The organism is Acidithiobacillus caldus ATCC 51756 (assembly GCF_000175575.2).
In the GTDB taxonomy this organism is placed as follows: Bacteria; Pseudomonadota; Gammaproteobacteria; order Acidithiobacillales; family Acidithiobacillaceae; genus Acidithiobacillus_A; species Acidithiobacillus_A caldus.
Genome location: NZ_CP005987.1, coordinates 1 through 13126, shown reverse-complemented (window position 1 = coordinate 13126; position 13126 = coordinate 1). Strand labels below are relative to the sequence as shown.

15 protein-coding genes and 1 pseudogene are annotated in these 13126 nt (G+C 61.0%); 2 read left to right on the top strand and 14 right to left on the bottom strand.

Translation table 11 applies throughout. From position 1 onward, the window contains the following. Window positions 1–45 precede the first annotated feature (45 nt). Complete coding sequence (locus ACAty_RS13755) at window positions 46–1101, top strand: IS5 family transposase (RefSeq protein WP_040131310.1); 1056 nt, start codon at window positions 46–48, stop codon at window positions 1099–1101. 222 nt (window positions 1102–1323) lie between these two features. Beyond that, window positions 1324–2172: an IS5 family transposase gene (locus tag ACAty_RS13750; RefSeq protein WP_169737332.1), complete on the top strand. Its 849-nt coding sequence runs from the start codon at window positions 1324–1326 to the stop codon at window positions 2170–2172. A 137-nt stretch (window positions 2173–2309) separates the two neighbouring features. Here ACAty_RS13750 and ACAty_RS13745 read toward each other — a convergent pair whose 3' ends face one another. The 14 genes and pseudogenes from ACAty_RS13745 to ACAty_RS13670 form a co-directional block, all read right to left on the bottom strand. Beyond that, window positions 2310–2684 (bottom strand): hypothetical protein, encoded by a 375-nt coding sequence (locus ACAty_RS13745; RefSeq protein ID WP_004868161.1) that lies wholly within the window; start codon window positions 2682–2684, stop codon window positions 2310–2312. Then, window positions 2684–4639: a DNA topoisomerase (ATP-hydrolyzing) subunit B gene (gene gyrB / locus ACAty_RS13740; protein WP_040131308.1), complete on the bottom strand. Its 1956-nt coding sequence runs from the start codon at window positions 4637–4639 to the stop codon at window positions 2684–2686. The genes ACAty_RS13745 and gyrB overlap by 1 nt, the downstream gene beginning before the upstream one ends. 3 nt (window positions 4640–4642) lie before the next feature. After that, entirely contained in the window at window positions 4643–4900 is a 258-nt protein-coding gene (locus ACAty_RS13735) for a hypothetical protein (RefSeq protein WP_040131306.1), read from the bottom strand. Next, window positions 4897–7403 (bottom strand): annotated as a pseudogene (gyrA, locus tag ACAty_RS13730) (DNA gyrase subunit A). Before gyrA ends, ACAty_RS13735 begins: the two are co-directional and overlap by 4 nt. A 72-nt stretch (window positions 7404–7475) precedes the next feature. Then, complete coding sequence (locus ACAty_RS13725) at window positions 7476–7718, bottom strand: TraR/DksA C4-type zinc finger protein (RefSeq protein WP_040131303.1); 243 nt, start codon at window positions 7716–7718, stop codon at window positions 7476–7478. 10 nt (window positions 7719–7728) lie between these two features. After that, on the bottom strand, window positions 7729–8274 hold the full coding sequence (locus tag ACAty_RS13720) for a single-stranded DNA-binding protein (RefSeq protein ID WP_004868180.1): 546 nt from the start codon (window positions 8272–8274) through the stop codon (window positions 7729–7731). A 111-nt stretch (window positions 8275–8385) separates the two neighbouring features. After that, on the bottom strand, window positions 8386–8976 hold the full coding sequence (locus ACAty_RS13715) for a hypothetical protein (protein WP_004868184.1): 591 nt from the start codon (window positions 8974–8976) through the stop codon (window positions 8386–8388). Between the two features lie 49 nt (window positions 8977–9025). Next, window positions 9026–9835 (bottom strand): hypothetical protein, encoded by an 810-nt coding sequence (locus ACAty_RS13710; RefSeq protein WP_004868186.1) that lies wholly within the window; start codon window positions 9833–9835, stop codon window positions 9026–9028. 24 nt (window positions 9836–9859) lie between these two features. Beyond that, window positions 9860–10381: a hypothetical protein gene (locus tag ACAty_RS13705; protein ID WP_004868189.1), complete on the bottom strand. Its 522-nt coding sequence runs from the start codon at window positions 10379–10381 to the stop codon at window positions 9860–9862. A gap of 18 nt (window positions 10382–10399) precedes the next feature. Next, on the bottom strand, window positions 10400–10705 hold the full coding sequence (locus tag ACAty_RS13700; protein ID WP_004868191.1) for a hypothetical protein: 306 nt from the start codon (window positions 10703–10705) through the stop codon (window positions 10400–10402). Window positions 10706–10767: 62 nt separating this feature from the next. Continuing rightward, window positions 10768–11154, bottom strand: a complete 387-nt coding sequence (locus tag ACAty_RS13695) for a hypothetical protein (RefSeq protein ID WP_004868193.1) — start codon at window positions 11152–11154, stop codon at window positions 10768–10770. 2 nt (window positions 11155–11156) lie between these two features. Next, the gene (locus ACAty_RS14985) at window positions 11157–12029 is read right to left on the bottom strand and encodes a hypothetical protein (protein WP_051620877.1); all 873 of its coding nucleotides are present in this window, start codon (window positions 12027–12029) and stop codon (window positions 11157–11159) included. Window positions 12030–12192: 163 nt separating this feature from the next. Then, the gene (locus tag ACAty_RS13680; protein WP_226824455.1) at window positions 12193–12444 is read right to left on the bottom strand and encodes a hypothetical protein; all 252 of its coding nucleotides are present in this window, start codon (window positions 12442–12444) and stop codon (window positions 12193–12195) included. Between the two features lie 439 nt (window positions 12445–12883). Next, window positions 12884–13126: a hypothetical protein gene (locus tag ACAty_RS13670; RefSeq protein ID WP_226823132.1), complete on the bottom strand. Its 243-nt coding sequence runs from the start codon at window positions 13124–13126 to the stop codon at window positions 12884–12886.

The window sequence follows — 13126 nt, the reverse complement described above, 5'->3', positions numbered from 1 at the left end:
AGTCAGTGGTATACTGGGCAAAATGGTGCAGCGGGGGGTGGAAAGATGCGTGGAGCCAAGGTAGAGACCCAAGGGTTATTTAGCTACGTTTCCCCGGAGCAACGGGTGCCCCAGGACCATCCGCTGAGAGCGATCCGGGCTATCGTGGATCGCGCCCTGGCGGAGATGGATAGCCACTTCAGCACGATGTACTCGAGCTACGGTCGCTCCTCCATTCCCCCGGAGTTTCTCCTGCGCGCACTGCTCCTGCAGGTCTTCTACAGCATCCGCTCGGAACGGCAGCTGATGGAGCAACTCAACTACAACCTGCTGTTCCGCTGGTTTGTCGGTTTGGGAATGGACGACGAGGTCTGGGTGCCCACGGTCTTTACTAAGAATCGCGATCGGTTGCTGGATCACGGGACGGTGCGGGAATGCTTCCGCTCCGTACTGGAACAGGCCCGCGGCCAGAATCTGCTCTCCGAAGAGCATTTCTCCGTCGATGGTACGCTGTTGGAGGCCTGGGCCTCGCAGAAATCCTTTCAGCCCAAGGATCCCGAAGATCGTAGCGGTGATGGCTCCGACTTCCGGGGCCAGGAGCGCAGCAATGAGACCCACGCATCGGTGACGGACCCCGATGCCCGGCTGTACAAGAAGGCTCCCGGAGAGGCGTCCCGTCTGGCCTACCTGGGTCATGTGCTCATGGATAATCGGCATGGATTGATTGCCGGGGAACAGGTGACCACCGCCGATGGCACGGCAGAAGTGGATGCCGCTACCCAATTGGTGGACGATCTGGGCGGGAACCAGCGCATCACCCTCGGTGCCGACAAGGGCTATGACCGTCACGGCTTTGTTCAGGATCTCCGGGACCGGAATGTGACCCCTCATGTAGCCCGCAAGCGGAAAGGCTCGGCCATCGATGCCCGGACTACTCGCCACCGGGGCTATGCCATGAGCATCCACGTCCGGCGGCGGATAGAATCCATCTTCGGCTGGATGAAGACTGTGGGAGGGATGCGGAAAACCCGATTCCGTGGTTTAGAACGGGTCGGTCTGCACTTCTCCTTGGCGGCCACCGCGTACAACCTCGTGCGGATGGCGCGACTGGCAGTGGCTTGATGGGATTCGTGCGTCCGGAATCCGTCCAAGGGCTACCAAAAGCTCAGAAAAACAACAAAACAGCTGCGCCCGCGCCTGTTTCCCGGGGTCTTTTGACCGAATATCCCGATCAAAAGAGATTTTTCAATATTTTTTCAGCGACCTCTTAGGGTCCCTCTGATTTAGCCCTCTGATACAATGGGTTGACCTAGTAGCTAGGAGATGCCATCCATGACCGGACAGATGACCTTTGCCGAGGAGCCCAGCCTGTCGCGGCGCCGCAAGCAGACCAAGCGGGAACGCTTTCTGGCCGAGATGGATGCCGTGGTTCCCTGGGCCAGGCTTGTGGCCTTGATCGAGCCGCACTATCCCAAGGGTGGCAGTGGCCGCAAGCCCATGCCCTTGGAGCGGATGCTGCGGATCCACTTTCTCCAGCAATGGTTCGGCTACTCCGATCCGGGGATGGAAGAGGCCCTGTACGAGGTTCCTCTGCTCCGTCAATTCGTCGGTATCGACCTGGGCCGGGACTTCGTTCCCGATGAGACGACCATCCTGAAATCCCGCCGCCTGTTGGAACGCCACGCACTGGCTCCGGCCATCTTTGCCGAGGTACAGGCGGTGTTGCAGGAGAAAGGGCTCTTGCTGCAGGAAGGCAAGACCGTGGACGCCACCTGGATTCACGCCCCGAGTTCCACCAAGAACCGAGACCGAAAGCGGGATCCAGAGATGAGCTCCACCAAGAAAGGGAATCAGCTGGATAGGCTCCTTACTGGAAAGGAGTCGGTGGTCCTCGCTGACCGGGGCTACGACTATCCCCAGGCGCATGACACGCTGGCGGCCCGAGGCATACGGAACGCGGTAGCGCGGCGACGCTATCCTGGGCAGAAAACCGGATTGGCGGCCCTCAAGCGCTACAACCGCGCCATTGCCCGGATCCGTGCCCGGGGAGAACACGCCTTCCGGGTGCTGAAGTGCCAATTCGGTTATCAGCGAACCAGATATCGGGGTCTGGCCAAGAACGGTGCTCAACTGACCACGCTCTTTGCCTTGGCTAATTTGTACATGCTGCGGAGGTATCTGCTGGCTGCGTAGGGAGTGGTGCGTCCAGATTCTGGGAATCTCCCAGAAAATAGTGGTATTTCGATCAGCAATGGGCCTCATGGCGTTTTTTTGAGATTCTGGATCAACGGCAATGCCTTCTTCGGCTAGATCAGATCTTCCTTAGCTACTTAAGTGTTTAGCTTGTTCGCGATGCTAGTACAAGCAGGTGGGGGCGTAAGGTTCATCAACGTTTTGAGTAGGCTCGCAAACGCCGTTTCCAGCACAACGATCTGCGCCATGGTTCCCTTGCCGACGCGTGTCCAGGGTTCCTGCGCCCCGCGCAGGCACAGGAGTGCCGCAATGCCGAATCCCAGCAAAGAGAGCGCGAAATATCCGGCCAGAATGGGATAGAAGGCCGGCAGGCCGCTATCCGCCGACAGCTCGCGCGCCACAGGGCTACTGAGGAGTGCAAGCCAGATGGTCACGGCACCGGCCATGAGCGGCAAGAAGGGCCGCTCGCGGATCTGCTGCAAGGGCACCATCGCCCAGGCGGGTCCGCGCATCAGAGGTCCAGGGCCGCGAAGTGGGCGTTTTCTTCGATGTAGGCCCGGCGCGGGGCCACGGCATCGCCCATCAAGAGCCCAAAGGTCTGATCGGCCATGGCCGCGTCGTCCACGGTGATGCGGACGAGATGGCGGTGTTCCGGGTTCATGGTGGTGTCCCACAGCTGTTCCGGGTTCATCTCCCCCAGACCCTTGTAGCGCTGGATCGTGAAGCCCGCCTTGGTTTCCTCGAGGCTCTTCCCGCTTTTTTCCGCTTCGGTCTTCAGGAATTGTTCAAGGGCCCGCTCGTCGGTGACGTAGGTTTCCTGCTTGCCCTTGGCGATCTTGAACAGCGGCGGCTGGGCAATGTAGATGTGGCCGTGCTCCAGCAGGGCCGGCATTTGCCGGAAGAAAAAGGTCAACAGCAACGTGCGGATGTGGCTGCCATCGACGTCGGCGTCGGTCATGATGATGATGCGGTGGTAGCGCAGCTTTTCCAGACGAAACTCGTCGGCGCCGATCCCGGTCCCCAGGGCGGTGATCAGGGTGCCCACCTCGTCCGAGGACAGGATGCGGTCAAAACGCGCCCGCTCGGCGTTCAGGATCTTGCCTTTCAGGGGGAGAATCGCCTGGAACTTGCGGTCGCGCCCCTGCTTGGCCGAACCGCCGGCGGAATCGCCCTCCACGAGATAGATCTCGCACAAAGCGGGATCGCGTTCCTGGCAGTCGGCGAGCTTGCCCGGCAGGTTGGCCACGTCCAGCGCGCTTTTGCGCCGGGTGATCTCGCGGGCCTTGCGCGCCGCTTCGCGCGCGCGGGCGGCTTCGACGATCTTGCCGACAATCGCCCGGGCCTCGACCGGGTGTTCGTCCAGAAAACTCGTGAGCTGGTCGCTGACCAGGGCCTCCACCACCGGGCGGACCTCGCTCGAGACGAGCTTGTCCTTGGTCTGCGAGGAAAACTTGGGATCGGGCACCTTGACCGAAAGTACCGCGGTCAGCCCCTCGCGCATGTCCGCCGCCTCGACGGCCACCTTGGACTTGCTGTTGGCGGTTTCGCGCTCGATATACGCCCCCAGGGCGCGGGTCATGGCCGCCCGGAATCCCGTCAGATGGGTGCCCCCGTCGGCCTGCGGGATGTTGTTGGTGAAGGGGTAGACCGACTCGCTGTAGCCGTCGTTCCACTGCACCGCGGCATCGACGACGATGCCCTCCTGCTCGCCTTTGATGGTCAGGATGGTCGGGTGAATGGGGGTACGGCCCTGATTCAGGTCGCGCACGAAAGCGGCGACCCCGCCCTCGTAGTGGTAGGTTTCCTCGCGGATCTTCCCGGGCCGTTCGTCCCGCAGGGTGATGCGCAGGTTGTCGTTGAGGTAGGCCAACTCGCGAAAGCGGGACTGCAGCTTGCGAAAGGCAAACACCACACTCTCGAAAATCTCGGGATCCGGCCAGAAGCGGATCGTCGTGCCGGTACCTCGCGCGGGGCCGACGGCGGCCAACGGGGCGACCGGATCGCCGCGGCGGTACTCCTGTTCCCAGCGCTGGCCCTCGCGCTTGATGGAGAGCTCGAGGCGGCTCGAGAGCGCATTGACGACGGAGACACCGACGCCGTGCAGACCCCCGGAGACCTTGTAGGAGCTTTCGTCGAATTTTCCGCCCGCGTGCAGAACCGTCATGATGACCTCGGCGGCAGAGCGCCCTTCCTCGGCGTGAGTGTCTACCGGGATGCCGCGGCCGTTGTCGCTCACTTCGCAGCCACCGTCGGCGAGCAGGCGCACGGTGATCTGGTCGCAATACCCGGCCAGCGCCTCATCGACGCTGTTGTCGACGACCTCGAAGACCATGTGGTGTAAGCCCTGGCCACCTTGACCGGAACTTTCCTGACCGGTATCGCCAATGTACATGCCCGGACGGCGGCGCACGGCCTCGAGGCCGTGCAGAACGGTGATGCTGGAAGCGTCGTAGGATGGTTCGCTCACGAATTATTCTCCTTTGGGTTTGCCACGGCGCGGGACGCGCACGGCCCAGGCGGTACCGGGAAGCTCGGCCCCCAGCGCTTCGGCCACCAGGCGCAGGGTGTGCAGCCGCTGCAGATAGGCCTCGTAGGGCAAGGTGCGATCGCTGTGGGCGCGCTCGGCGAGCTCGATGAGGGTCTGAGTAATGTCTTTGCTGCTGGCCGCCTGCTTACGCGGCCAGCGCAGATCGTCGGGCCGTACCCGGTCCGCTTCGTTGGGTTTCAATGGTCTTCTCCTTCCTCGGTGTTGGGCACCCGCTCCACGGCGAGAATCTGGTCTCCTGCGTCGAGGCGCATGAGGCGCACCCCGCGCGCCGTGCGGCTGGTTTCGCGAATGCTGTTGGCCGGGATCCGGGTCACGATGCCCTGGGAGGACAAGAGCAGGATATCTTCGCCTTCGCCGTTGATGAGGGCAGCGCCGGCAATGGGCTTGCGGGCGGCGATGACCCCCTGCCCGCCCCGCGCCGTGCGCCGGAACTCCTCGGCGGTGGTGACCTTGCCCATGCCATCGCTGGTCACGACCAGCACCTTCTGTTCGGCGTGTTCCAGGGCAATGGCCGCCGTGACCCGATCCTGCTCGCTCTGCAGCCGGATCGTGCGCACGCCCGCAGCGTTTTTGCCCATTTCCCGTACCTCGGCTTCGGCAAAACGGATGGCCCTTCCCGCCTCGGTAAAGAGCAGGATTTCGCCCTCCCCTTGGGTTGCCAGCACCGCCAGCAGGCTATCGCCCTCGCGCAGATTGATCGCTCGCGTTCCGGTGCTGCGAATCCGGGTGAACTGGTCTGGAGCAATGCGCTTGGCCGTACCTTGCCGGGTCACCATGAGCAGGCTTCCCTGGGTATCGGCATCCGCACGGGTGGCGTAAACCGTGGCTACCTTTTCCTGGGCATCGAGGGGCAGCAGGTTGGGGATGGCGCGGCCGCGCGCGGTCCGGCTGCCTTCCGGGATCTGGTACCCACGGCGGGCGAAAACGCGGCCCTGGTCGGTGAAAAAGAGCAGGACCCCATGCTTGGTCGTCGTAAAGATGTACTCCAGGAAATCCCCGTCCTTGACGCTGGCGGCGAGTTTGCCTCGCCCTCCCCGGCTCTGGGTGCGGAACTCGTTGGCGGAGAGCGCCTTGATGTATCCGGCGTGGGAAAGGGTGACGATGACCGGATCGTCGGGAATCAGGTCCTCGGCCACAAAATCGTCGTCGGCGTCGAGCACGATCTCGCTGCGCCGGGGCTCGGCGTACTGGCTCTGGATCGCGCGCAATTCCTCGGCGATCTTGGCCAACAGCACCGTCCGATCCGCAAGCAGCCGTTCGAGGTCCGCGATCTCGGCCAGGGTCGTGGTGAAGTCGCCCTGAATCTTGTCGCGCTCAAGGCCGGTCAGCCGATGCAGGCGCAGATCGAGAATCGCCTGGGCCTGTTCGACACTCAGGCGGTAGACTGCACCGGCTGCCTTCCGCCCGGCGCGAATGAGCATTTCGCCCACGGCGGCCCCCGACCACTCCCGCGCGCACAGGGCGTCCCTGGCTGCGGCGGGCGACTCGGCCTGGCGGATCAGGCTGATCATCTCGTCGAGATTGTCGAGGGCAACCATGAGGCCTTCGAGGATGTGGGCGCGCGCCTCGGCCTTCTTGAGCAGGAAGCGGGTACGGCGGATGACCACGTCCTCGCGAAAGCGCAGAAAAATCTCCAGCGCCTCCCGCAGGGTGATGGTGCGCGGTGCCCCGTCCACCAGGGCCACCATGTTGATGGAGAAATTGGTCTGCAACGCGGTGTGCTGTACAGGTTGTTCAGCACGACCTCGGGGATGGCCTCCTTGCGCAGCTCAATCGCAATGCGGATGCCGGATTTGTCGGACTCGTCGCGAATGTCGCTGATCCCCTCGATCTTGCGCTCCTTCACGAGCTCGGCGATGCCCTCGATGAGGCGGGCCTTGTTCACCTGATACGGTAGCTCCGTGACGGCGATCGTGGTCTTGCCCTTTTTGTCGGTCTCGATCTCGGTGCGGGCGCGCAGGGTGATGCGACCGTTGCCGGTGCGGCAAGCCTGGCGGAATCCCTGCTGCCCCAGAATGATCGCCCGCGTCGGGAAATCCGGGCCGGGGATGTAGGAAAAGAGGTCGTCGCTGTCGAGGTCCGGGCGCTCGATCAGCGCGAGACAGGCGTTGATCACTTCGCCCAGATTGTGCGGCGGGATCTTGGTCGCCATGCCGACGGCGATGCCCTCGCTGCCGTTGACCAGCAGGTTCGGGAATCCTGCCGGGAGTACCGACGGTTCCTGCAGGGTCTCGTCGTAGTTGGGCTGAAAATTCACCGTATCGCGGTCGAGGTCTTCGAGCAGGGTGTTGGCCACCCGCTGCAGACGGACCTCGGTGTAGCGCATGGCGGCGGGGCTGTCGCCATCGACGGAGCCGAAATTGCCCTGTCCGTCCACCAGGCGCAGGCTCATGGAAAAATCCTGTGCCATGCGCACCAGGGAATCGTACACGGCCACGTCGCCGTGCGGATGGTATTTGCCGATCACGTCGCCGACGACGCGCGCCGACTTCTTGTAGGGCTTGTTCCAGTCGTTGCCCAGCTCGCGCATGGCGTAGAGGATACGGCGGTGTACGGGCTTCAGGCCGTCGCGGGCGTCGGGTAGCGCGCGCCCGACGATGACGCTCATGGCGTAGTCGAGGTAGGACTTGCTTATTTCGGTCTCAACGGACCGGTTTTCGATGTGTTTGGCGATCGGCAAAATGGTTCTCCTCTGGTTGCGGATCGTGCCTCGATTCCGGGCGGGAGCGGCCCTGGGCCGTTCCCTGTGGCGATACTATCCGGGGGCTCGTTGCCGTGCCAGCCGTTCGCGGCGGGTGGCGCAGGTCACACAGCGCACCGCGTGAACCGCGGCCACCCGATCGGCGGGGGTGGGCTCCCCGCAATCGAGGCAAAAGCGGTTGCCGTTGGCGTCTTCGTCCGGCTCCTCGCTTGGCAGGGCGCGCAGCCGTGCCAGAGCCAGTTCCCGATAACGCTGCTCCAGCTCGGCAGCCACGTCGGCTTCGTCTCCGTGGATCATCCCCGGCCCCTTAGAAGCGCACGCGCCGCAACCGGTGGGTAAGGCGACACATCGGATCGGCGGCGGGATCAGCGGCCGCAAAGGGGATATCCTGGTCGTCCAGCTCACTGAATCCGCTGGTATTTTGATGGATTCCGCCCCCGCCTCCGTTGCTTTGTGCGCGGCTGCTCGGACCGGCGCGCGGCGACGTCCGGTGCCCCCGGTCATCGGCGTCGGCGTCGTCCCGGCGTCCGCCGATCAACTGGAGCCGATCACCGACGATCTCGGTGGTGTACCGCTCCTGGCCCTCCTTGTCCGTCCACTTGCGGGTTTGCAAGCGGCCTTCGACATAGGCGGAGCTGCCCTTTTTGAGATATTCGCCGGCAACCTCTGCCGACCGCCCGAAAAGCACCACACGATGCCACTCGGTGCGTTCCTGGCGGTTGCCATCCCGGTCTTTGAAGGTCTCCGACGTGGCCAGATTCAGGGTGGCGATAGCGGCCCCATTGGTCTGGTAGCGCATCTCGGGATCGCGCCCCAGATTCCCTAAGAGAAATACGCGATTTACACCGGCCATTTTTGCTGATCCTTTGCTTATTAAACAGCACTCAGTTTACCACAAAATTGCCCTATTTACCGACGCTGGACCAAAAAAAAGCACCCCCAGGCGGGGGTGCTGGTCGAAAGGTTAGAAATGTTGTGAAAACTCGTCAAACTCCGCCACAACCGATTCCTGGTCTTTGCCATCGACCGAGAACAGCTCGGCATAGGCGTCTTTCTCGTCGACGACCAGTAGTTGGATTGGTGCTTCGGCCTTGAGGCCCTCGTTCGTGCCGCCCGACTGATAGAGGACCGCTCTTAATGGGCGATTCTCCAGCAGGCTATGGATGGCGAGCGCAAGGCTCGGCGGCGATTGCCGCCCCAGATCCGACAAGGCCTTCATGGCGGCCTGGACGACGTATTCGGATTCAAGGTGTCTCCGGGCGTCTCCGTTTTTCCCACCCACAAAGGGGTATTGCTCCTGGTCGGTTTGGTCGTACAGCACGCCGAGAAGATCGACATTAAACTTTTCCGCAAGGCGTACCAGGCCGCGCTGCAGGGTTTGTTCCGCAAAGTCGCTCTCTGGCATTTCGCCAGAGAGTTCCACGTGCAGGTCTGGCTTGGTTTCCGTGTTTGTGGATACCAGATCGTAGCCGAGCGATTCCAGCTCCCGGATAAACTCGGCTCGATTCAGGTGATCGGCGTGGTAAATCGATACGGAACAGCGTATTTCTCGCATATGTACTCCTTCTGGGCCGGGTTTCCCGGCCCTATGGTTGATTGGGTGATTAGCAGGTGCAGTGCAACGTGCGTACGGTCTTGGGTACCATCACCACTTCCTCACGCACTTCGCAGTTTTGCAGCAGTTCGATGAACTGCTCCCGCACCTGGTCGCAGGCGCGATCAAAGTCCGCGACGATTCCCGTCATGTGGTGGAGCTCGATCATATCCATGTTGGTGATATCTCCGATGGATACGCCCTGGCGCGTGTGCAGCTGCATCGGGGGGGTCGGATAGTTGACCCGTCCTTCCTCGCCCTCGGCGCCGCAGGCTCCGCACCGATTGGTGGAGGAATACTCCTTCCATTCCGGCTTGAGCCGGGCGATGACGGCAAGTTTTTCCTCGTCGGAGTTTGGCAGGGAACGAATGGCTTCCTGGCCCAGGTACGCCGAATCGGACCAGGCGCCACCGTTTTTCAGGATCTCGGTGGCTACAGCGCGCTCGAGCGGGGCGTCCGGTAGTGCCGGCGCGACCTTACGGTAGTTGCGCTGCCCGCAGGACCGGCAATACGACCAATACCCCGTCGATACGAGCTGGCTGTGGTATAGCGCGAGGTATCCGCCGCTGCGTCCGGCATTGCAGATCGTGTATTCGTGGAAACACGATTTCTGAAAATCGATTACCGGGCCCCAGATGTGGGACCAATAACTGACGTCGGCGGACCGCATCTCCCAGGCCTTGTCCTCCAGCTTTTTGGAGAGGCCCAGGTAACAAAACTTCACCCGGTTGGCGACAATGCCATCGTGGGTGAAGTGTCCAGCCAAAAACTCCACCATTGCCTTGCGATTGTAGCGATTCACCTTTTTCTCATAAAACATGATTTTCTCCTGATCGTTGGTGTTTTACAGAAATGCCCCAGCGCGGAAAAACCGGGCATCGTCTCCCGTGCTTTTGGGACGATTGTTTATGAGGAGCTCGTCGTCGGAAAAGACTTGCGCGCCTTCGAGGTCGGTAAAACCCAATTGACTATTCCAGAAGCCTGCACCCGCGTTTATGGCGGCTTCGCTTGCCGAGTAAATCAGAGGGCAACCTTGGACGCAGACACGAAATTCGCGAAAGTCCTGGACCGTGGCCGGGCGAAAGCTCCGCCCCATGGTGAGGATCGGTCCGCAGGCCTCCGGCACGGTCTGGTCTTTGCTGCGCAGAACCCCGGCCTTGCCGGTGCCCCCCCACAGAAAGCCCAGGATATTCCCGCCGATCACGACGTAATGTACGCAATGATCGTCCTCGAGCATCCGCTGCGCGCCGAGAATCTCGGCTTTTGGGTCTGCCTTTTGGGCGATCTCCATGGCCCGTTCCGCGGTGTCGGCCAGTACGTGGATGAAGCAGTCGGAGGCTGCCACCTCATAGTTGGTGTTTCCCATTTTTCTCTCCCGATAGGTTCAGCCGTGAAATCGGCGGACGGTAGGTTGGCTTTCTGTGAAAGCGATCATTTTGGCGTAATCTTCCGCTTCCGATTGCGCCCAGGATGCCCCGTCGTCATAAAAGTGTTCCCATACGCCGACGATCTCTGGGCTTGGACGGACGTGTTCTGGAAGCGCCATCCCGTGATACCCGTAATTGCTCGCTGCGTCTGCGCAGGCGTCGAGTGCCTGCAGCAGCTCCGCCTCTGCTTCCTGGGATAACCCAAGACCAAGCAAAAGCCGGAAGCGGGCAACATGGATCTCTGCCTCGTATAAATAGGCCATGGTTTTCTCCTGCGATTGGAATGGCCGGGTTGGACCGGCCGGATTGTGGTGCGTGCCCGCTTTCAGTCCATCTGTACGATGGTCAGGTCGCGGTCTGTTCGGTCTCCCAGCGCGTGTGCCGCTTCGTCGAGAAGCGGTAAAAAGCGGGTAGCGAGGTTTTGGTCCTCAAAGCCCTGCGTCTTGGTACACCAATACCCGTAACCGGTCTTGGCCTGCTCGGACGGTGAGTACCATACCCACTTCTTGGCAAAGGCCTCTCCGGAAACGTAGGTCTCATTCACGACGCTGTCGTCCAGCTCGGGAATCGTCCGTTTCGATGAAAATACTCCATCGATGATTCGGCTGCTGGAACGCAAGGTCTGGACCAGATCGATGACCTGTCCGAGCGAGAAGTCTTCCAGGTCCGTTTCGTCGTCGACAAAAAGCGAGAGGGCGATGATGGAAGCCACGATCACACCTCCCGGACGCTTTTCAGAGCGGCGTAGATCTTGTAGAGATCTTCTTGATCCACCGACGAAAGCAAGAATTCGCCATCCCCGTACTTTGCGATCATCTCGTCCACGCCGTAATACTTTGTACCCGGATCGAGCACGCACAGGACGTCGGATTGCGGTAAGTCCCGCAGGTAGTCACGGAAGGCCGGGATCAGCTTTTTGTAGCTTCCGGGATGGGTCAACTCCGTCTCCCAAATGCTGGAGACGTAGTCGCCCAGGATGCGGTATTGCCATTCTGGACGGCCCAGAATCTTCCCATCGGCATCGATTCGGACGAACCAATTGTCGGACGATGGCCGGAGTTTGAGCACCTTGCCAAAATTCACTTGCGGAAGTTCAGCAGATTTCTTTGGTTGGTAGCCCAAATCTGGACACGGTTCCAACAGGGGTCTGCCCTCGTCGCTGAATGGCAGCTTCACAAACCAATTGATACGCGGAACATCGTAATGATTCCGCAAGATGGCCGGCGTGCCTCGCTCCTGGAGCGTGTTCAGGATGCGGTCTACCGTCTCTTTGTCCCAAGAGGAAATGTGAAGCGGCATGTCCGGATCCAGCGGAAGTGGCTGTTTCAAAGCATTGAGCGCGGACTTGATATAGCGCTCTGGCGTCATCTTCCTGTCTGGACTGTTGAGATCGCCCCCACACGTGTCTGCCGCAAAGGCAAAAACGGTTTTAATGGCGTCTGGCAACTTGCCAATGAAGGTAGTGCTCAGATGCCGCGTGTGGGGGTAAACATTGCTCTCGTAGGTGACTTCCCCGAGAGCGTAAACCACGTCGTCACCGTCTCGGAAAGCGGCGGCGACCCGTTTGCAGGTATATGTGACAGACATAATGTGCTCCTGTTTGGATTGGATTGCTGGATACCCAGCGATGGGTATTTCAGGGAGAGCGTGATGCTCGTCCCTGTTTTGGGTGCTTGAGGATATTCGCCTTCAGGTTGACCCGACACTTTCGCCGAAGACGCCCGCGGGGAGAAGCCTGAGTCGGCTCCTCCTAGACGGACAGTTGATGGTGTTGAGCCAACAGATCGCGCCCCAAACGGCAGAGCTTCTTGTGGATCTCTTGGGCTTCTTCCCAATAGTCCACCGCGGCCCCGAGGACCTGGCAGAGCCTTATGGTTATGCGATAGTCGCGCTGGATCTCGCAGATGCGGTCCAGGCGGTCTGTGATGCTTTGGGTGGATTGCGGCCGCGGCATGGCCAATAGCTCCCTGGCCGCCGCGACGCATTGGTCGAGGTTTCGCATGGATGCCTCCGGAAAAATGGGCATGAAAAAGCCCGCGGTGATCGCGGGCTTGGCGTGGGGTGGCCAGGAGCGCTAGGCGCTTCCTGGCTGGTTTATCAAGATCCCGGCGTCAGGCGCCGGAATGGTTCGAATCGTGCTTCTTGTTCTTGTCCGCTCGGTGCTTGGCCTGCCAATCGGCCATCTTACCAAGGCGAAGATGATGACCGAGATGGCGATGGACGAAAAGAATATGGTGTTGTCGATACTCATTGTGTGCCTCCATTCGGCAAGATTGCCGTGGCAACGCCCTGAGCCAGAGCCCATGCAATTACTCCTTCTATGATAGCCAAATAATGGTCGTCTGTATAGCCGGAGTATGCAAGCACTCCGGCCACGCCACGACCCAATAGAGAGAGCTCATGGCTCAATTTTTGGAGCCTTGTAGCGGTGAAAAAACCCTTTATCTCCATTGGGTTCTCCGATTGCTGGGGAGTTTGTCGAGCCAGTTCTCCCACCGGCGCCACAGGTGCGGTCGGCGGCGGATGTTCTTCTCGAGTTCCTCTCGGGTGAGGCCGTCCTCGACAAAGGTGAGGAACAGCTGGTCGAGCAGGCTGTTGTGCCGCGATGCGGCATAAAACATCTGTTCCTGGGTTGCGCAAGCAGACGCAGAGCGTCGTGCCGCAACCGTTTCCGGTGCAGACAT

Bases quoted from the DNA above. Each gene is read 5' to 3' on its own strand.
- ACAty_RS13755 (WP_040131310.1), top strand. From the start codon at position 46: ATGCGTGGAGCCAAGGTAGAGACCCAAGGGTTATTTAGCTACGTTTCC.
- ACAty_RS13750 (WP_169737332.1), top strand. From the start codon at position 1,324: ATGACCTTTGCCGAGGAGCCCAGCCTGTCGCGGCGCCGCAAGCAGACC.
- ACAty_RS13745 (WP_004868161.1), bottom strand. From the start codon at position 2,684: ATGCGCGGACCCGCCTGGGCGATGGTGCCCTTGCAGCAGATCCGCGAG.
- ACAty_RS13725 (WP_040131303.1), bottom strand. From the start codon at position 7,718: ATGATCCACGGAGACGAAGCCGACGTGGCTGCCGAGCTGGAGCAGCGT.
- ACAty_RS13720 (WP_004868180.1), bottom strand. From the start codon at position 8,274: ATGGCCGGTGTAAATCGCGTATTTCTCTTAGGGAATCTGGGGCGCGAT.
- ACAty_RS13715 (WP_004868184.1), bottom strand. From the start codon at position 8,976: ATGCGAGAAATACGCTGTTCCGTATCGATTTACCACGCCGATCACCTG.
- ACAty_RS13710 (WP_004868186.1), bottom strand. From the start codon at position 9,835: ATGTTTTATGAGAAAAAGGTGAATCGCTACAATCGCAAGGCAATGGTG.
- ACAty_RS13705 (WP_004868189.1), bottom strand. From the start codon at position 10,381: ATGGGAAACACCAACTATGAGGTGGCAGCCTCCGACTGCTTCATCCAC.
- ACAty_RS13700 (WP_004868191.1), bottom strand. From the start codon at position 10,705: ATGGCCTATTTATACGAGGCAGAGATCCATGTTGCCCGCTTCCGGCTT.
- ACAty_RS14985 (WP_051620877.1), bottom strand. From the start codon at position 12,029: ATGTCTGTCACATATACCTGCAAACGGGTCGCCGCCGCTTTCCGAGAC.
- ACAty_RS13680 (WP_226824455.1), bottom strand. From the start codon at position 12,444: ATGCGAAACCTCGACCAATGCGTCGCGGCGGCCAGGGAGCTATTGGCC.
- ACAty_RS13670 (WP_226823132.1), bottom strand. From the start codon at position 13,126: ATGTCTGCACCGGAAACGGTTGCGGCACGACGCTCTGCGTCTGCTTGC.